This window comes from Flammeovirga sp. SJP92, from assembly GCF_001583495.1.
Classification (GTDB): domain Bacteria; phylum Bacteroidota; class Bacteroidia; order Cytophagales; family Flammeovirgaceae; genus Flammeovirga.
Window position 1 is genome coordinate 279,543 of the sequence record NZ_LQAQ01000111.1, and the last position, 19,564, is coordinate 299,106.

Below are 19,564 nucleotides of genomic sequence, written 5' to 3' on the forward strand. Positions count from 1 at the left end.
AACGTGATTTTTTGAATTTTGTAAACTTATTTATATAATTGCCTACTAATCCACTAGAGTAAAGATTTTTACTCAAAAAAATAAACTAATAACTTAATGCTTGTAGATAAAGTTTTAGAGAGAAAGATCGAAGAAAGCGATCAGGCTGTGAAAGACAAGAGTAATAAACAGCCTAAATGGGTGAGCGTTGCTAAATCAGTTTCATGGAGAGCTGTAGGAACGGTTGATACTATGGTAATTTCTTATTTTGTTACAGGTGAAATAACAATGGCTGTCTCAATTGGTTCATTTGAAGTATTTTCTAAGATGGTACTTTATTATTTCCATGAAAGAGCATGGGAAAAATTCACTAAATAATATTTTGAAATTAATTTGATGGTTATATTTACATTGTAAATTAAACAATGTGATATGTACTTCATTGAAAATCATATACAAAAAAGAAGGTTGATAATTTTATTGAACCTTCTTTTTTGTTTCCCAATTTTTTTATTTCCCCAAACTTCTAACATTACACTTACCTTTTCTCAAGGACATCTTGGAGAAGTGACAGCTTTAGATATTAGCAAAGATGCTTCTTTGGTTATATCTGCTGGAAAAGATAAAAAGGTAAAACTGTGGGATATAGAGCAGGAAAGACTACTGAGGACAATCAATGCTCATGAAATTGAAATTACTGATATTGCTTTATCTTTTGATAAAAAGTTTATAGCCACTTGTGGAGCTGATCATAAAGTCAAAGTTTGGCAAACCAAAACCGGAGCTCTTTTGGCTGAAGTAGAAGATCTTGACGATCCTGTTATTGAAGTTAAATTTCTAAAAAATATTGTAGTTTTTATTGATTCACAAGGGAATATATACCATTGGAATTGGCAAGAAAATGAGCAAGATTTAAGGAGTTGGGCTCATGAAATGACAGGTGGTATTTCTTGTTTTATTACAAAACCAAAATCCAATTCTTGGGTTGCTTTTGGTAAATATAATGGGGAAGTAGAGATCTGGAATACGACTCAGAAAAAACTTAAGTATTCCAAAAGCCTTCATGATGATTGGGTAACAGACCTTATTTATATCAATAGTAAAAAAGTAATTGTTTCGGGTGGCTACGATGGTACTTTAAGGGTTTGGAACCAACAAACAGACGCCGTTTCGGAGCCTATTCGTTTACCGGATAACAATGCTGTAAGGTCGATTACTTACTCACATTCTATTGATAGGCTAATTGTTACTTCACATGGTAATCACGCTTACTACTATAGTCTTGAGAATGATAAATTAGTGCTAATTTCTACTTTTGAAGAGCGTGAAATAGTAACGAATGCTTTTAATAGAAAAGGAGAACTTGCTGTTGTGGCCTATAAAAATGGAGAAATAGCACTCTGGGAGATCAAAGGTTCTCGGTTAAAAGCAGCTTGGAAACCAATATTGGATAAAGCTATTGGTTTTTCAGCGTCATTAGCTTCTAATGCTATTGCGGTATCCTCTGAAAGTGGGTATGTAAGGCTCTGGGAGTCAGGGAGCAGGGGGGATTTAAAAAAATGGAAGGCTCATCATCAATGTGTTTCTTCTATTTTCTTCAACAGAAGAGGTGAATTGGTCACGACGTCCATAGATAGTACATTTAAAGTTTGGGATCATAAAAATAATTATAAACTTAAGTTCTCTAAAAACTTTAATTATCCCATAACAATTGCAAAGCTTCACCCTGTTGACACTTTGGCTATATTAGCTAACAATGGGGGAGATCTGATACTACAAAATCTCAATCACCTTGAAGAGGCTAGAAAGATATTCAGTTCTTTCAATAATATCACCGCTCTTGATATTTCTTTGGATGGTACAAAAGTAGCCTTAAGCTTAAGTAATCGAACCGTTCATATTCTAGATGTAAGAAATAACTTTAAGCTCTTAAAGAAAATAAGAGTAAGCGACTGGCTTATTAATTCATTGGCTTTCAGTCTTGATGGTCAATCGATATTAATAGGAGGTAAAAATAAGCTCTCTTTATATAGTCTTTCTGAAGGTGAAATTCTTCAGGAAAGAATGGTTGAGCACCCTGTTAAGAGCAGTACGTTTACTTACGATGGTAAATATATATTGGTCGCAGAGGAAAGTGGACAGTTACAATCTTTTTCAAGCGACTTAAAAAATGAGGTTTTCAACTATGTGCAAAGTAATGGAGATATTATTGAGTTGTTTGATTTTCCAGGTAAACAAGTTTTTGTTACACTGTCAAATGACTTTGCGGTAGGAATTTGGGATTTAGAATCTCCATACAAATACGGAGCAGTGCTTTCTGATGGAGATGTAGGTTGGGTTGTGGAACATTTTTCAGGGTTATTCGATGCTTCTGAAGCGAACATGAATAATCTTTATTATGTAGTAGATAATGAAACCATTGATTTGGGGCAGTTGCAAGGTATGTATTGGGAGCCTGGTTTAGGGACCAAGCTTTTCAACGGACAACCTCTCCGTGAAGTGCCACTTTTAAGTACCGTTTCTTTATTCCCTGAAGCAAACTCTTATACTAAAAATAATAAGCTTTATATAGAGGTTTTCGATAGAGGTGGTGGCATAGGGAAGGTATCGGTGTTAGTCAATAATAAAGAAGTATTGGATGATGCTTCTCCTTATAAAGTGGCTATAGATGTTAACCACCTTAACCTTAATATCCTAAAACAAAAACAGCAGACTGTTAAGTATGCTGTCCCTATGGAAAAGTTAAGCTATCTTTTTCAAAGTGGTGATGCATTAAATCAGATCACAATAAAGGTGGAGAACAAACAGGGTACCTTATCTGGAAGAGGACTTACAATTAAACATAAGTCAAAAAATACGCAAAAAGAGATCCCTTCATTCTATGGAATTGTAATAGGTGTTTCTGATTATAGGGGAAATACATTAGACCTGAAATATGCGGCAAGTGATGCAGAGAAGATTGCTTCATCTATTCAAGAGTCAGCAGAAGAATTATTTGGAGAACATCGTGTGAAGGTAGATCTCTTCTCAACAAGTTCAGAGAATCCCCTTTATCAGCCTTCTAAAGAAAATATTAAAAGAAGTTTTGATAGCCTTCAGGTTTTAGCCAATCCATCAGATGTATTATTTGTCTTTTTAGCAGGGCATGGCATGGCAGTGCAGGAGCAAAATGGAGATGAAGATTTTTATTATCTCACAAAAGATATGATGACTGCAGATCTGAAAGATACGTCAATTAGAGATAATTATACTATTGCAGGTAAAGAATGGCTGGATTGGATGAAGAAAATTCCTATTACCCGCCAAGTATTTATCATGGATGCTTGTAATGCAGGGAAATTTGCCGAAACAATAATTGCTATGCGTAATGTAGATGATGAGTCAGTTCGATTGAGAGCATTAGAAAGAGTGAGGTCAAGGTCTGGGATGTATCTTTTAGCAGGTTCAGCAGCAGATAAAGTAAGTTATGAATCTACAATGTATGGGCAGGGATTGTTGACATATGCTATTTTGGATTACCTGAAAAGAGGAACATTGAGAAAAGGGGAGTTTTTGGATGTTCAAATGATGTTTGGAAATGCCGTCGATGAGGTGCCGAGGTTAGCAGAAAGGTTTGGAGCATCTCAACAGCCTGAAATGAGAATTCCAGAAGGAGGAGATAGTTTTGATATTGGTAGAGTAACAGATGAAGTAAAAAATGGTATAGATATTTCAACTGCTTTATCGCGTATTTCTTCTAGTGATATTGAAGAAGATAGTTCTTGGGTGGACCATGAAGGTTTGTCAAAAGCTATTGATGAAAGGCTCTTAAGATTATCGGAAGGGCTAAATAGCGGTTATAATTATTTTACTTTTTCTCCATTTGCAAAAGGCGTAGATGTATATCAAGTCAAAGGAAGATATTCTGTTGTCAATGATTCTATTTCCTTGACAATGAAAATAGTGGAAGGTAAAAGTGAAAAATACCACAAAGTATATCTAGCAAAAGAAAAAGAGTCTTTGATTGAAGAATGTATAATTGATATTCTAAACTTTTTTAAGGATCTCTAATAGGAAAGTCTTTAAAAGGATCAAATTTATTACTTTTGAGTTTTGAAAAACTGAACAACAAAGAGAAATAATACCTGATGATAGATTTAAAAGGTAAAAAAATAATTTTGGCTTCAAAAAGTCCTAGAAGAGCCTCGCTTTTAAAAGATATGGACATCCCCTTTGAAATAAAAGTCAGAGAGGTAGATGAGTCCTATCCAGAAAGCCTCCCTTCTCAAGAGGTAGCAGAATATATTGCTAACCAAAAGGCAGTGGCATTTGATGATTTAAATGAAAATGAAATTGCGATTTTCTCCGATACTGTGGTGGTAAACCAAAAAGATGTATTAGGTAAACCAAAAGACTTTGATGAGGCAAAAGCAATGTTACAAGGTTTGTCAGGGAAATCTCATACCGTTTATTCTGCTGTATGTATAAAAACGCATTCAAAAGTAATTTCATTCACAGATGAAACCTTAGTGACTTTTCTTCCAATGAGTGATGAGGTTTTGAATTATTATATTGATGAAAAAAAACCTTTTGACAAAGCAGGAGCCTATGGTATCCAAGAATGGATTGGCATGACAATGATTGAAAAAATTGAGGGATCATATTTTACAGTCATGGGGTTGCCAACAGCTATTTTATATCAAAAATTAAATCAAATACTAAAAGAAGATAATTAATGAATTCATATTTAATGTGGATGTTTCCGGTGATCTCTGCTGGAATTGGGTGGATTACTAACTATGTGGCGATTAAGATGCTTTTTCATCCAAGAAAGCCAATTAAAGTACTGTTTTTTACATTGCACGGAGTTTTTCCTAGAAGAAAGAAGACTTTAGCAAGAAGATTAGGGATTATTGTGGAGAAAGATCTTTTTACCCCTGATATGATCTTAGATAAATTGAAGACGGAGGAAAATAAAGAGAAGCTTTTTAAGGCCATTATGGTGAGGGTAAATGAGTTTGTAGATGAAAAAGCAACTCAATTTGGTCCAATGTTACAGATGTTTGGAGGTGATGCTATTATCCAACAGATCAGAACAGGGATGGAGAATTCTGTGAAGGAAATGGTCCCCAAACTTTTAGATGATATTGGAAGTAATATCTCAGGCATAAGTATTGAACAAGTGGTCTATGAGAAAGTAATGGACTTCTCCGATGCAAAATTTGAAGATTTATTAATGTCAGTAATTAAGCAAGAACTCACTTTTATTGAAATAATGGGTGCTGTTTTAGGTTTCTTTATTGGTTTAATTCAAGTAGGAATATTAATGCTAGCTTAATTGATCATTCCTCATTTATAACTTTCAGAAAGGATTGGGTTACTTTGCTCAATCCTTTCATTTTATTAGGCAACTTTTATTTCCTGATCATTTTCAAAAAATAACGCCATCTGAAACATGTAAAGGTTAGAGCGTAGAAAAACGCACCGCCGATAGCAATGCCCCAATCCCAAAGTATCAAAGGCTTTGGTAGAATTAAGTTTCTAATAAAAATTACTAAGAAAAGAACAATAATTAACTCTACCCAAAAAGCAGGAAACCATTCTGTAAATTTTACTTTTACAAGGCTGTTATTTAAATCAAAGGCGGTAATCCCTAACCAAATGCATTGAATTGTACCGAATAATGAAATACTGACCCAAATAATATTATGAATGTTCATTTTAAAATTAGGGGTGACATTAACGTCATCCATAAGGTAAGGTAGATCTTTGACGAAAAATCCTTCTTCTCCAGTGATTGCGTCCAATAGGAAGTGAGTGATAACCCCAATGAAAATAGATAGGGAAATTTGAAAAAATGAATATTGAGTACGGGGTTGCTGTCTTTTAAATCGTATAGGTGTCACTCTTCTTAAGACAGGTTTAAAAAGCCTTTTATTGATGTAATAAACTAAAATACCTACAGGTAAATTGAAGACAAAAATCCCTAATATCGTATGGCCTAATTTTACACTTTGTTGAAGTTGAAGATAATGTTCAAAATCAGGAATAACACTTCCAATGATTAATGCAGATACTGACAAATAATGCGAATATCTAAAAAGTGGTAATACAGCACTTGGGTGAGCAAATGTTATGGGCATAGGTTTAAGCAGGTTTTGTGTATTTTAATATATAAAGATGAATACATATAACATACCGTCAAATAAATAATCCGGTTATATTGATGTAATAAAATTACTTTATTTCTATTTTTCTTTAGGTGCTAAGTCGAAAATAGATAATAATTAATTCTGATTCATATTCTGTGTACACAATTCGAATAATGGAATATAGTATTAATAAAAAAGGGTTAAGCTTTCACCTAACCCTCCTTTACAATACTATTATTTATTATTGAACAACTTCTTCCGAAGGAGCAAACCAATTACCGTCTTCATCAATAAGTTTGATTAATTCATCTACTGCATTTTCTTCAGGAACAGATCGTTTCACAACCTCCTGACCTCTGTATAATGTAATTTTACCCTTACCTGATCCAACATAACCATAATCAGCATCAGCCATTTCACCAGGTCCATTAACAATACAACCCATGATTCCAATTTTGACACCTTTTAAGTGATCCGTTCTCTGACGAATCATAGCCGTTGTTTCCTGTAAGTCAAACAAAGTACGACCGCATGAAGGACATGAAATATACTCCGTTTTTGTCATTCTTGTTCGTGCTGCTTGTAAAATGCCGAATGATAAGCGATTACAGAATTCAATGGATTCTAAACTGTTATCAGTGCTCAACATCACACCATCACCTAGACCATCAATCAATAAACCACCAATGTCTGTAGAACTATAAAGTTGTAACTGATCATCTGTGAGATCTGTGTAGTTTCTTTCAATGATCACAGGTGTTTTTACATCATTGCTATACAACTTATACAGTAAAGCTCTTAATTCTGGCATCGCATGAGCATTTTCAGTATGAATCATAAGTACCACATTAGATGCATTTTTTAAAGTAGCGATGATGGATTCATCAAGCTCCTTTAAAGTAGTCCTTACAAAATTAAGATCTTGGTGTAAGTTGTTGCTACTATCAATGTATTCAGATAACTCAAAAAGAGGGTAGGTGTCATCTTCTTTGTTCCAGATTGAAGCGTCAACAATATTTTTCAATCCATTTGGAGCCATAAAAGGAAGAGGCTTAGTACCTGTATAGATATAATCAGCACCATGATCACTCATAGCCCACTTGTCTGTAGCAGGTAAATAATGGTGACCAATGACTTTTAAACTTTTCATAGTGATTTCATCCACCGGAGCAAAGTTAGCAATTACTCTTGGTACATTGTGATCACCAAAAGTGGCTACTTCTGCAGTTGACCTTCTTTCATATTTAAAAGGGTTTTTAGGAGATGAAGTAATTGAGGTTGGAATGACATTACTTTCTTCTCTTCTGTTATCATATCTCTTGATCAAGGCTTCAGCAACAGGAGCTTCTGCTTCTGGTGCCTCAGTTAAAGAAACACGTACTGTATCCCCTAAGCCATCTTCTAAAAGTGTTCCAATCCCAACAGCAGATTTTACCCTGCCATCTTCACCATCACCAGCTTCTGTAACACCTAAATGCAGAGGGTAAGGCTTAAGCCCCTCTTCATCCATTTTCTGAACTAATAGTCTGTATGCCTGTACCATCACTTGAGTGTTACTTGCTTTCATAGAAAGTACAATTTCATGATAGTCTAATTCATCGCAAATTCTAAGGAATTCCAAAGCAGATTCAACCATTCCAAGAGGTGTGTCTCCATAACGGCTTAAGATACGGTCAGACAAAGAGCCATGGTTTGTACCAATTCTCATTGCTGTTCCGTATTCTTTACAGATTTCAACTAAAGGAATAAATTTTTCTCTGATTCTATCTAGCTCTGCTTGATACGTAGCATCATCGTATTCAATAAAATCAAATTTTTTCTTATCGGCATAATTACCAGGATTGATTCTTACTTTTTCAACGATTTTAGCGGCTACTTCTGCTGCGTTTGGAGTAAAATGTATATCAGCTACTAAAGGGACATTAAAGCCTCTAGCTCTTAATCCATCTTTAATATTTTGAAGGTTTTCAGCTTCCTTTTTACTAGGAGCAGTGATTCTTACATACTCACAACCTGATTCAACCATTCTTATTATTTCCTCTATGGAGCCTTCTGTATCCATTGTGTCTACAGTGGTCATAGATTGAATTCGTATAGGGTTGTCTCCTCCCATAGGAACTCCTCCAATATTAACGGTTACGGTTTGCCTTCTCTGATATGCGTTAATATTGTCGCAGTAGTTATATGTTTGAATATCTTCTTTTTTCATTGAAATGCTTGTTTGCGACAAAAATACAGATAAAATTTAGATTGGGAATAGAATAAATGTTATAAGTATTAAGTCAAAAATAATTTATCGTTGATTCCTAAAAGCCAAGTGAAGAGAAATTTCTTTTTTTTCAGCTATTGGAGTTTAAAAATCAAAAATAAAACGATTTTGTTCACAGTTCTATTGTCTTTCTACTTATGTTACCAATAACCAAAATCTTAATGTTTTGTTTATATTGTAGGGATATTTGGTCAAAAAAAAGAGGCTCCTAATAAGAGCCTCCGCCTGATAGCATATATTTTTAAAGAGAGATTATACATTCATTAATGAATCTCTTCTTCTCATTTTTCCTGCAGGAATACCAAACATCATTTTGAAACGTCTACAGAAATATGCAGTGTCTTTATAGCCTACTTCAGATCCGATAGCACGGATACTCTTTCTTGATGTACGAAGCAATTCAACTGCTTTTTCCATTCTTTGGTATTCGATATAATCTTGAGGGTTGATACCCGTCAGCATTTTAAAGTATTGCCCTACGTAATCCTCAGATACATTCGCAACGTTCGCAAGGATTTTATTCGAAAGGTCACTTGAAATATTATCCTTGATGAAATTGAAAATATCAATCAATCGAGGATCTTTAAAGTAATTGCTGTTAGTAGCAATCTGCTCCACAAACAATTTCTTTTCTAACACATGTCTGAATACTTCTATTACAGCATATTCTGTAATATTAGTAGCGATTCTGTCTCTACCTGGCTTATCGCCTAAAGATTCTTTATAAACTTTTTCAATCGCTTCACTGATTTCCTCATGTTTTGGAATGATAAAAGGAGGGATATCAAGTGAATTGAAGAAATTTACCGAATCAAAAGCCTTTGCATCAAAAGTTACTGACGTAAAGCTTGTGTGGATGGTATGCAATGAGACATCGTCATTGATTTTTCTTAAGTAGGAGTCTCTATCGTTGATAAAGCTCTCATTCGTTACTTCCGTTGTGTTTGAGTTACCGAAAGCAATCTCAATCGATTTACCTCCAGGTATAAAAACTAGGTCACCCGCATGAGCTACTTCATTCTCGTTGATAGTGATATCACCAGATTTAACTTGGATAAGGGTGTTTTGAACATCATAAAAGTTAGAGACTTTTACAGAACGGATAACGTTTAAACTGTTTGAACGGATAAACTTGATGTTTAACGATTCAATGATTTTGTTGTAATCTTCTATCATAGTCATTGTAATTAAAAAGGAGAAATAACTACTACCTACCTAGGCATATGGGTTTCGACATCAGTTATACAAAATGTGCAATTTTTTTCTATTACTTATAATCAACTTTCTGTGTAATAATAGGAGGATAACCATGTAGTTTATAGTTATAATATAGTTCCAATACTTAAATAAAGTAATAATGGATCTTAAAATCAAGCATTTTTTTATCTTTTTTTTAATTAATGAATTAAGATCAATCTTGATATTGTGCAAATTTGTATAAAAATTATCTTTTTTGAAAGAAATACTTAAAATTATATTTATCTAATATTGCCTATTTGGGCATAAAAATGAGGGTATAAAAAAAGCCCAATTATTATTGAGCTTTAATTATTTTTTGAGCAGAACATTAATTCAACCTCAATATTTTTACAATCAAAATTTAAGTTTGAATAGTTGTATACTGCCCTTGACTGTATAATAACGGCTTATCATTTTGATTTTCAGTGTTTTTTATGCTTGTGATACTCCCAATGAAAATGCTATGAGTAAAGCCGTCATAAGCTTCCTGAAGTTCGCATTCTATGTTGGTCAAAGCGTTCTCTAAAATTCTATTTTCTTCAGAAAATTCCCATGAACCTAATTGAAACTTTTCTTCACCTTGCAAGCCTTTGTAACCGGCAAAACAATTCGAAATTTCTGACATGTCTTCTCTGAGAATGTGTACTGAGAATTTTTTGTTTTTCAAGACCTGATCATGGAATTCTCCATTTTTATTCACAGATACTAATAAGCTGGGTGGGGTGTCTGAAAGAGATGTGACTGCTGTTGCTGTAATTCCATTTCTCCCTGCTTCCCCATCTGTTGAAATGACATTTACAGTAGCGGCTAGATGTCGCATTGCCTCTTTAAAAAGTTGTTTGTCCATGTAAGTAGATATATACTAAGAATTCTTTTTTATTTGTTGGTGAAGACGGCCAATTTCAAGTTCAAGCTCAACCACTTTCTTCCTTGCATTGTTAAGCTCTTCCTTTGTGCTGATCATAAGACTCAAGCTTTCTTTCATAGTCTTCTCTTGTATAACTAATTGCTCGTTCTTTAGTTGTGCTTTATCCAATAAAATTCGAAGTTCTTTCTCTTTTTTATCTTGTTCAGAAATATCCTGTATATAAGCAATCCTCCTTACACCTTCGTTATTTTTAATTTCAGTAATAAAAATCAAAGCAGTAAAGACATCGCCAGAAGAACGCTTCAGTTTCATTGTTCTTCTATTATTAATTGCTCTGTCATAGCTTTTGCCTAATAACTCAGTGATATTCTGTCCGTCCGAAACAATTCCAATCTGGAAGATATGAGAAGCGGCAGGATTGAGCTTTAAGATTTCTCCATCTTCATTAAAGGCAATCATAGCGTCCATGGCTCTTTCAAAGAAAAGAAGACTTTCTTCCTCCTGTGCCTCTAACTGCACTTGCTTGACCTCCATTTCCTTTTTGGTCTCTTCCAGAAGCATCATATTCTCCTTGAGTGTTTCTTCTTTCTCCTTGAGTTCTTCGTTGGTTTTTTGTGCTTCATCCAATAGCTGATTTGTTCTCAGAGTAGATTGAATAGTACGTATAGTAAGTGCAATAGAAGGAGCAATCTCCGTGAGAAGTGCTTTCTCTTGTTCATTATATTCTCTTATAGAACCCAGTTCAATTACACCCACTACATCATTTTTAATCGCAAGAGGAACGAGGAAGATATTTTTAGGTATTGCTTCTCCTAATCCAGACTGAATAGGAGTGTAGTCGCTAGGAATATCAGAAATTAACGTAGGTGTATTTTTCAAGAAAACCTCTCCAACTTGACCTTCGCCTTTTTGGTAAACATCACCCACTTTTTTCCTTCTATGTTGACTGTAGCAGGCAGTGATTTCTAGATAATCTTTTTCATCATTGTAAAGGTAAAAAGCACCCAAAGTGGATTGTGTATATTCAGTAATCTCACGGAGTGTTTTGGTAGACAGCCTTTTTATATCTTTTACAGATAATAATAATTCACTTATTGAAGAAAGACCTGAAGCGATCCAACCTTGATTTTCTACATTTTCTTTTTGAATACGGACCTGGTCACGCATTGAGATCAAGAGGTTTCCAAGAATATCATTCTCATGAATGTTGTATTCTTCATATAATTTGCCATTTTCAATGTCTTGTGCAAGTTTAGTGTTTTCGTCAATATGCATTTGATCTTCAAGGAAAATAGCATAACGGGCATTTCTAAAACTCTGCTTTTTTAATTGATTGGCAATAAATACACAAGCCATGTAAAAACTCAATGCAACAAGCGGGATAGAGACTATACCTTTAAAAGATTTAGTCGTTAAACTTTCTTGATAAACATGCGTGAGCCACATGTCTGACCCCAAAAGCACTAATGAAACGTACATTAATACTGTCAGCATGAAATATACGGTAAGCAAATTGGCGTTTTGATAGAGTGCCAGCAGTGCGAGTATGCCAAAAAAGGCAAACTGCCCATAAGGCGTCTGAGGTGACACCATAAGGTATTGCACTTGGTATAAAAAGAAAGTAAATGCTAAAATGTACCTTGTTGATGATGTATTTGTAGAGCTATACAGTAATAAAAAGTAAGCGATAGAGCTCAGTGTAGCTAGTCCTAACGCTAAAATCCAGTTTCCCGACTCAAATGACAGTCCTATTGCAAGTATAAATGACCCAATCAGGGTGTATTGCATCGCTCTGTCTAATCTTTTAAAGTTTTCGTAATAATAACTTTCAACTCTTTCCCGGGTAGGAGTGAATTTATCTACTTCTTGCTCTATTGACATATCAAAAAAATTTAACGAAAAACCTCCACCTTTTTATTAATCATCATAAGGAGGTTGTGTAGTAATACGATATCCTTTGGAAGATATTGCTGAACCACAAAAAATACCAACAGCTTGTCCCTCACTTTCTTCGTTCAGAGGGATAATATTGGTTGGAACATTTGCTAAAGGTCTAGCAAAAAGTCCTCCATTTGACATCTGTTGCCTTGATTGGCTTAAAAAATCAAATGTATTTTCAGTGATTGAGTGGATTTCACAATAGATAGAATCTCCTATTTCATATAAAGGAGCATTGTTTTCTATTTCTTCTTCAGTACGGCTAGGATTGATACTGTTACGGATAGGAGGAATAAAGTAAGTGTCTTCTGTAATGATATCACCAAATTCACTACGGCCAGGAGTGATGTCAAAAGCGATAGAAAGTTCATTGCTTTTATTTAGGAAGTCACCATTTTTATAAGTTTTGATCCAATAGCAATCTGCAGGTCCTGCAAAATCTTTGGCCCAAATTTCACCAAAAATAAGCTCTTCTTCAACATTAGATTCTCTTGATGTTTTAAATATCAGTGAATCAATAGGTGGTACTCTTTCTAAAGAAGTATACGCTTCAAAAGCAAGGTTTTTATCTAAGAAATTAACGGTTACATCAAGCTTATAATAGTTGTCGTATCGGCCATCGCCATCTCTGTCAAAATCAGCAGGACGTTGTCTAACAATTAACGTATCTGCTAATGTTTGTGGCGTCCATGTATAATATCCATTACTTTCGTATGAAAATATCATTGTCTTGTTATTGACCAGATCAGTCACTTTAACGTCAGCATTCTCAATAAGAGGTGGAGTAGTCGGATCAAAATAACCATTTGTTGAAATAAGTCTAATGCGTTGTTTTTCAAATTTGTTATTGAGGAAACCGTCAACAACAATCTGGGCTCTTCCCTGTGCGAGGTCAACATCAATGATATCTTCGCAGGAGTAGGAAAGAAAAGCGAGGAATACGAATAAATATATCTTATAGTTTTTCATTATTTACCATTTGAAATTGAATGAAACAGAAGGGATGATATTTGCCAAAACAGAGAACTGTATTGCTTGATTTGGAGCAGGTTCACCTTGTTCAGGTCGTTCTTCTGAAGGCAAGAAGTAAATAGAATAAGGATTTTTACGAGCATAAGTATTATAAAAACCAAATACCCAATAATGCTCCCATCTTCGATTAGGTTTTTTTCTGCCTTGCAATGTAGCTGAAACATCTAATCTGTGATAGTAAGGTATCCTTTGATTGTTTCTAACACCATCTACATTATGTGGTATTCCATAACCTTGTATTTGAAGTTGGTTTGTAGGGAATGTTGTAGGAGTTCCACTTATTAAAGAGAAGTTTGCAGCAAAAGACCATCTCTTATTTAATGTGTAAAAATTACTCAGTGTTAAGTTGTGAGCTTGATCAAACCTTCTTGGGTAATACTGGCTTTGATTAATTCCCTCCGTTTGTTGTTCAGATCTAGCTAAAGTATAGCTTAGCCACCCTGTATATTTCCCTTTTTTCTTTCTTAAATAAAACTCTATACCGTATGCTCTGCCGGTTGAGTTTAGTAAATCTCCTTCAAGATAAGGGTTGAGTAATAAATCGGCTCCATTGATATAATCAATCAAATTCCTCATTGGTTTGTAGTAAACCTCTGTTGAGAATTCAAAAGTATTATTTTTTATATTTCTAAAATAACCCAATGCATACTGATCACCACGTTGCGGAACAATATTATTGGTACTAGGAGACCAAACGTCGAGTGGTGAAGCGGCTGAAGTATTTGAGATCAAGTGTATATACTGGGCCATATGCGTATAACTTGCCTTGATAGAGCTTTTCTCATTGAATTGATACTTAATAGCAAGCCTTGGCTCTAAGCTGAAGTACGTTTCTACTGGATCCCAATCACCATACACTGTTTCAGATTCTTCTATCGGATCTCTTCTTGTGTTTGGAAGAACAGCTTCTTCGTATTCGTAAGTTGTAACCGGTCCTAAATAAGTAAATGAACTCCCTCGAATACCATATTGAAGAGAAATGGAATTGGAAATTTTATGATCGTTACCAATATAAATAGCATTTTCTAAAGCATATTGATTTTGCAAAGCAAAAGGAGGTAATTCTTGTCCTCCACTTTTAGCCGTTGTTGTTCCTGGGGCAAAATCATAATAAATAGATTGAGCACCGAATGTGACCGTACTATGGCTGCCCAAGTACCAAGTGAATTCTGGTTTGACTGAATAGGTTTTAACTCTCGACTTCCAATTGAAAGCGTCTGTGCCATCTTGACTAAAACTTAAATCATAGTCATAGTCAGAAATGTAAGCCGTAGTATTAAGGAATAATTTGTCATTAAATAAATGGTTCCATCTGAATGTCCCTGTTACATTTCCCCATCCGGAATTAAAAGTTCCTGCAGCACCAAAATTATCACGTCCCCAATAAGCTGAAAGGTATATTTTATTATTGTCATTAATGTCATAATTTACTTTTGCAGTCAAATCCCAGAAGTTGAATTTTGAATCTCTAAGATCCTCTTCTAGAAATGGCTTCGCAAGAATATCAATATAGGATCTCCTGGCAGCTACAAGGAATGACATTTTATCCTTAATAATAGGTGCCTCAACGGTAAGTCTACTGAATATGACGCCAATTCCACCTTGAACAGTAAGTTCTTTTGCATTTCCCTCTTTCATACGGACATCTAGAATTGAAGAAATTCGTCCACCGTACTGTGCAGGAATACCACCTTTAATCAGTTTCACTTCTTTTACAGCGTCTGGATTGAAGACAGAGAAAAAGCCAAAAAGATGGGAAGAATTAAATACTGGAGCTTCATCAAGCAATACTAGGTTTTGCCCAATTCCGCCACCTCTTACATTAAACCCTGTGGCACCTTCTCCAACAGAACTTACACCAGGAAGCAGTTGTATTGATTTGATGATATCAACTTCACCCAAAAGAGCAGGTATTTTCAGCATGGTTTCGATGTCCATTTTCTGAGTACTCATTTGAATATCAGAAACATTAGCATCTTCCCGTTCACCAGTGATTAATACTTCATCAAGTTCTGTGTCTGTGCCTGAAAGTTCAATGCTTAATTTTTTATTGTCGTTGAGTTTTACTTTTTTGGAGAAACTTTGAAAACCAACGAAAGTAGAGATAATGGTATATTCTCCTTCTGGTAGTGTCAACGAATAAAAACCATAAGCATTCGTGACAACACCTGCTTTGATTTCATTGGCATAAACAGTAGCGCCAATGAGTGTTTCGCCTGTAGTTTTATCTTTTATATAGCCACTTAATGTGAAATTTTTTGTTTGGCCATAGAGAAAAGAGGAGAAAAACAAACTATAGATAATGAGAGCAACTCGTCTAACTTTTGACATGTAGTTTACTAAAAGGGTGATTAAGTTAATGTAATATTACAATTACTAATTAAGAGTTAATTTGTTTATTAAAATTAGAAAAATAAATCAAAAAGAAGAGAATCTTATTAAATTACTTTTACAAATTACCATAAAATAGACACTTTAATACTAAGATATGATGAACAGGAATAAGATGCTGGAAGATACTAAAGCATCTGAGAGATATGACGTAATTGTTATTGGAGGTGGAGCTTCAGGTTTAGGTACAGCATTGGATAGTTGTTTAAGAGGGTATAAAACATTGCTATTAGAACAGCATGATTTTGCCAAAGGAACATCTAGCAGAAGTACAAAATTGGCACATGGAGGTGTGCGCTACTTGAAGCAAGGTGATGTGGCGATGGTACGTGAAGCCTTGAGAGAACGTGGTTTGATGAAAGAAAATGCACCTCATCTGGTTCATGATCAAAAGTTTATTGTTCCTGTATATGATTGGTGGGATGCTCCTTTGTATACCACAGGTTTGAAAGTTTATGATGTTATGTCCGGTAATTTAGGGCTTGGTCCATCCGAGATGATTTCAAAAGAAACGACATTAAATCACATTCCTAATCTCAACCAAGAAGGCCTTTTAGGCGGAGTTAGGTATTATGATGGACAATTTGATGATGCAAGGTATGCTATGACTTTGGCCTTGACCATCAATGATTATGGCGGAACTATTCTAAATCACACCAAAGTAACGGGTCTTATCAAAGATGAAAATGAAAAGGTCTGTGGTGTGCAAGTGAAGGATACAATTAATGAGGAGGTTTTTGAAGTTCAAGCCAAAGTCATCGTAAACGCAACAGGTGTTTTTGTAGATAAAATCCTTAAAATGGATAAGGATGATCATAAAAGAATGGTAAGCCCTAGCCAAGGAGTACATGTTATTTTAGATAAAGAATTTCTTCAGGGTGCTTCATCAATTATGGTGCCTCGAACAAGTGACGGGAGAGTACTGTTTGCCGTGCCGTGGTATGATAAGATTGTGGTCGGGACCACTGATACACCATTAAAAAAAGTATCACATGAGCCAAGAGCATTGGAGGAAGAAATTGATTTTATATTAAAAACGGCAGCGAAATACCTAAATAAAACGCCTCAAAGGGAAGATGTGAAAAGTGTCTATGCAGGTCTTCGCCCCTTGGTGAAAAAACAGAAAGCAGAAACGAAAAATATTTCAAGGTCGCATAAAATTGTAGTAAGTGATTCCAGCTTGATTACAATTGTTGGAGGAAAATGGACCACTTACAGACAAATGGCTGAAGATGCTGTAAATACCATAGAAAGAGTAGGAAAGTGGCCTCCAGTAAAATGCATTACAAAGGAGGTTTTGCTTCATGGTTACAAAAAAGGATTGGATAAATCTGATGTAAGAAGTGTTTATGGTAATGATCTTGATAAAATAGATCAATTGACAGAAAATGTCCCTTCCCTCAAGAAAAGATTGCACAAGGATTTACCTTATACTTTTGCTGATATTTATTGGGGAACTCAGTTTGAAATGGCCATGACTTTAGAAGATGTATTGGCAAGGAGAACACGCTGTTTACTTTTAAATGCAAAAGCAAGTATAAAGGTTGCTCCCAAGGTGGCTAAATTGATGTCAGGTATTTTGGAGTATGATGAGGAATGGGAGATCGATCAAATCAAAAAATACAAGAAACTAGCCAAAGGATATCTTTTGACATAGCAAAGACAATAAAGATGGTCTTATTAAGGAATTGAGTGAGCCTTTTGAGGTAAACGAAGCATGAGCAAGTTAGTTAGATAATATACAATTGAATGAACTAAAACATCAAAGTATATTGATCAGCTAACTTGTTTTATTATGAAACGATTTTACATATTACAACTGTCTTTAATGGTGCTCTTTTCATGTTCTAATCTTGAGGAAGTACCGGTGGGAATTAAACCTAGTTTTGAAACCACTGAAATTCACATTAAAAATGACACTACTATTAATGCCGTCAATCTTATATGGTCAAATGTGACAATTCATGAAAACGTTAGGGTAGATGTGGTGACAGTGCAATTGACTTCTTCAGGTCTTTTTATGAAAGAGGGGGCTGAAATCATGATTCACGGAAGCGCACATCTTACAGATATTACATTTGAATCTGAAAATAAATATTCTATTTGTGGTAAAGAAGGAGTGAGAATTGATATTGATGGCCTAGAGTATATTATGCCTGAGGAAGGAGGTTGTTTTGATTCAGGAGATGACTTGCCTGTTGAATTGCTTTATTTTAATACAACTAAAAAAGAAGAGGGCGTTCTGGTGGAATGGTCTACTGCTTCAGAAATCAATAATGAGAAATTTATTGTAGAAAGAAGTATAGATAAGAAAGCCTGGTATGAAATCACCACAATTCAAGGAGCTGGAAACTCTAATGTCCCATTAAAATATGAGTACCTAGATACAGAGGTTCCCAATTCAAGCATTATATATTACAGGCTAAAACAGATAGACTTTGATGGGGCCGCATCTATTTATGGACCCAATGCGGTATCAAATTCATCAACTGCTCCAGAATTGAACATTTACCCTAACCCAATAGACTATAATGAAAAGCTCAACATATTATCAAATTCCGATGGTTTTAATGTCAACATATATGATTCAGTGGGAAAATGGTATGGTCAATTTTCTACAGAAGGAAATTATATGGAAGTACCAATGGTGTATGGAACGGGACTTTTCATTGTTGAGGTGAAATCATTTTCTGGAAATTTAAAGACAGAAAAAGTGATTGTTCGGTAAATCATTACAAACTAAAATAATGCTTCGTTTTTTAGCAATGAAAAGATGCAAAACCAAGAGATTTGGAAGGAGTGTATAGAAAGCTAACAGAAATTTCTACTGATAGTATACAAAGTAATAATTAACGTTGCTACATCTGCATTTTTCATAAAAGATCTTCTCTTTTTTCTTTAGTTTTGTTGAAAATTAAATTTGACAGCAATGAGCAAAACAATCAAAATCCCACAAGGTATTCAAGGCCTGATCTTTGATATGGATGGAACATTGGCAGATACAATGCCAACGCACTATTTAGCATGGAAAAAGACATTGGCATCCGTTGGATATGATTTTACAGAAGAGGAGTTTTACAGCTTGGCAGGTATGTCAACAGAAAGAATCCTTGAGAAAATCGGAAAGGAACATAATATTGAAATGGATGTGCCTAAACTTGCCGACCTCAAAGAAAAGGAATACTTACAGTTGATTGATGATGTTAAACCTATTGAACCTGTATTTAAAATAGCGGAAGCGAATTATGGTAAAATGCCAATGGCTATTGGGACAGGAAATATTGATGAGTTAATAGAACATACACTCACAAGTTTGGGCGTTTATCATTGGTTTGATGTAAAAGTAGGGGCAGATCAGGTGGAAAACCCTAAGCCGGATCCTGAAACGTTTTTACAATGTGCCATCCGTATGGGAGTGGAGCCTCGTTTTTGTTTAGTATTTGAAGATGGTGATCCTGGTATTCAGGCGGCAAGAGCGGCAGGGATGAAAGTGATAGATGTGAGAGAGTATCTGTAAAAGACTTTCTATTTCATTGATTTTAAATAGGTTAAAGTTACACTTAATTGATTTTTATATTAAATAAATGTTAAATAATTGTATTTGTTTAATCTTTATCAATCTTGTGTAAAGTTTGTAAATGGGTCAAAAACAAAGGATTATTTAATGATCTAATTGAAACATATTGATGTCTTTAAGCTAGACTGACAATAGTCATG

At 34.8% G+C, this 19,564-nt stretch carries 14 protein-coding genes; 7 read left to right on the forward strand and 7 right to left on the reverse strand.

The features are described 5' to 3' along the window. Window positions 1-96 precede the first annotated feature (96 nt). The 4 genes from AVL50_RS29135 (at window position 97) to AVL50_RS29150 (ending at window position 5,296) form a co-directional block, all read left to right on the forward strand. On the forward strand, window positions 97-357 hold the full coding sequence (locus AVL50_RS29135; protein ID WP_082796060.1) for a DUF2061 domain-containing protein: 261 nt from the start codon (window positions 97-99) through the stop codon (window positions 355-357). A gap of 54 nt (window positions 358-411) precedes the next feature. Further along, entirely contained in the window at window positions 412-4,029 is a 3,618-nt protein-coding gene (locus AVL50_RS29140) for a caspase family protein (RefSeq protein ID WP_062621001.1), read from the forward strand. 77 nt (window positions 4,030-4,106) lie between these two features. Next, entirely contained in the window at window positions 4,107-4,694 is a 588-nt protein-coding gene (locus tag AVL50_RS29145; protein WP_062621003.1) for a Maf family nucleotide pyrophosphatase, read from the forward strand. Continuing rightward, a complete protein-coding gene (locus AVL50_RS29150) occupies window positions 4,694-5,296 on the forward strand; it encodes a DUF445 domain-containing protein (protein ID WP_063850979.1) in 603 nt (200 codons plus the stop codon). The genes AVL50_RS29145 and AVL50_RS29150 overlap by 1 nt, the downstream gene beginning before the upstream one ends. A gap of 76 nt (window positions 5,297-5,372) precedes the next feature. On the opposite strand, the gene AVL50_RS29155 is transcribed toward AVL50_RS29150, so the two are convergent. The 7 genes from AVL50_RS29155 to AVL50_RS29185 form a co-directional block, all read right to left on the reverse strand. After that, the gene (locus tag AVL50_RS29155; RefSeq protein ID WP_082796061.1) at window positions 5,373-6,101 is read right to left on the reverse strand and encodes a DUF4184 family protein; all 729 of its coding nucleotides are present in this window, start codon (window positions 6,099-6,101) and stop codon (window positions 5,373-5,375) included. A 250-nt stretch (window positions 6,102-6,351) separates the two neighbouring features. Continuing rightward, entirely contained in the window at window positions 6,352-8,319 is a 1,968-nt protein-coding gene (gene ispG / locus AVL50_RS29160) for a (E)-4-hydroxy-3-methylbut-2-enyl-diphosphate synthase (protein ID WP_062621010.1), read from the reverse strand. A 312-nt stretch (window positions 8,320-8,631) separates the two neighbouring features. Then, complete coding sequence (locus tag AVL50_RS29165) at window positions 8,632-9,552, reverse strand: AraC family transcriptional regulator (RefSeq protein WP_062621094.1); 921 nt, start codon at window positions 9,550-9,552, stop codon at window positions 8,632-8,634. Window positions 9,553-9,979: 427 nt separating this feature from the next. After that, complete coding sequence (locus tag AVL50_RS29170; protein WP_062621012.1) at window positions 9,980-10,465, reverse strand: flavin reductase family protein; 486 nt, start codon at window positions 10,463-10,465, stop codon at window positions 9,980-9,982. 15 nt (window positions 10,466-10,480) lie between these two features. Continuing rightward, window positions 10,481-12,367: a GAF domain-containing protein gene (locus AVL50_RS29175; RefSeq protein ID WP_062621014.1), complete on the reverse strand. Its 1,887-nt coding sequence runs from the start codon at window positions 12,365-12,367 to the stop codon at window positions 10,481-10,483. A gap of 36 nt (window positions 12,368-12,403) precedes the next feature. Further along, window positions 12,404-13,393, reverse strand: a complete 990-nt coding sequence (locus tag AVL50_RS29180; RefSeq protein ID WP_062621016.1) for a DUF4249 family protein — start codon at window positions 13,391-13,393, stop codon at window positions 12,404-12,406. A 3-nt stretch (window positions 13,394-13,396) separates the two neighbouring features. Next, window positions 13,397-15,787, reverse strand: coding sequence for a TonB-dependent receptor (locus tag AVL50_RS29185; RefSeq protein WP_082796062.1), 2,391 nt, complete (start codon window positions 15,785-15,787; stop codon window positions 13,397-13,399). A 157-nt stretch (window positions 15,788-15,944) separates the two neighbouring features. Between AVL50_RS29185 and AVL50_RS29190 the strand changes: the two genes are divergently transcribed. From AVL50_RS29190 to AVL50_RS29200, 3 genes are all read left to right on the forward strand, one after another. Then, window positions 15,945-17,504 carry a glycerol-3-phosphate dehydrogenase/oxidase gene (locus AVL50_RS29190; protein ID WP_062621018.1) on the forward strand — a complete coding sequence of 520 codons (1,560 nt, stop codon included), beginning with the start codon at window positions 15,945-15,947 and terminating at the stop codon, window positions 17,502-17,504. A 138-nt stretch (window positions 17,505-17,642) separates the two neighbouring features. Continuing rightward, on the forward strand, window positions 17,643-18,575 hold the full coding sequence (locus AVL50_RS29195) for a T9SS type A sorting domain-containing protein (protein WP_157491664.1): 933 nt from the start codon (window positions 17,643-17,645) through the stop codon (window positions 18,573-18,575). 201 nt (window positions 18,576-18,776) lie between these two features. Next, window positions 18,777-19,364 (forward strand): HAD family phosphatase, encoded by a 588-nt coding sequence (locus AVL50_RS29200; RefSeq protein WP_062621022.1) that lies wholly within the window; start codon window positions 18,777-18,779, stop codon window positions 19,362-19,364. Window positions 19,365-19,564 lie beyond the last annotated feature (200 nt).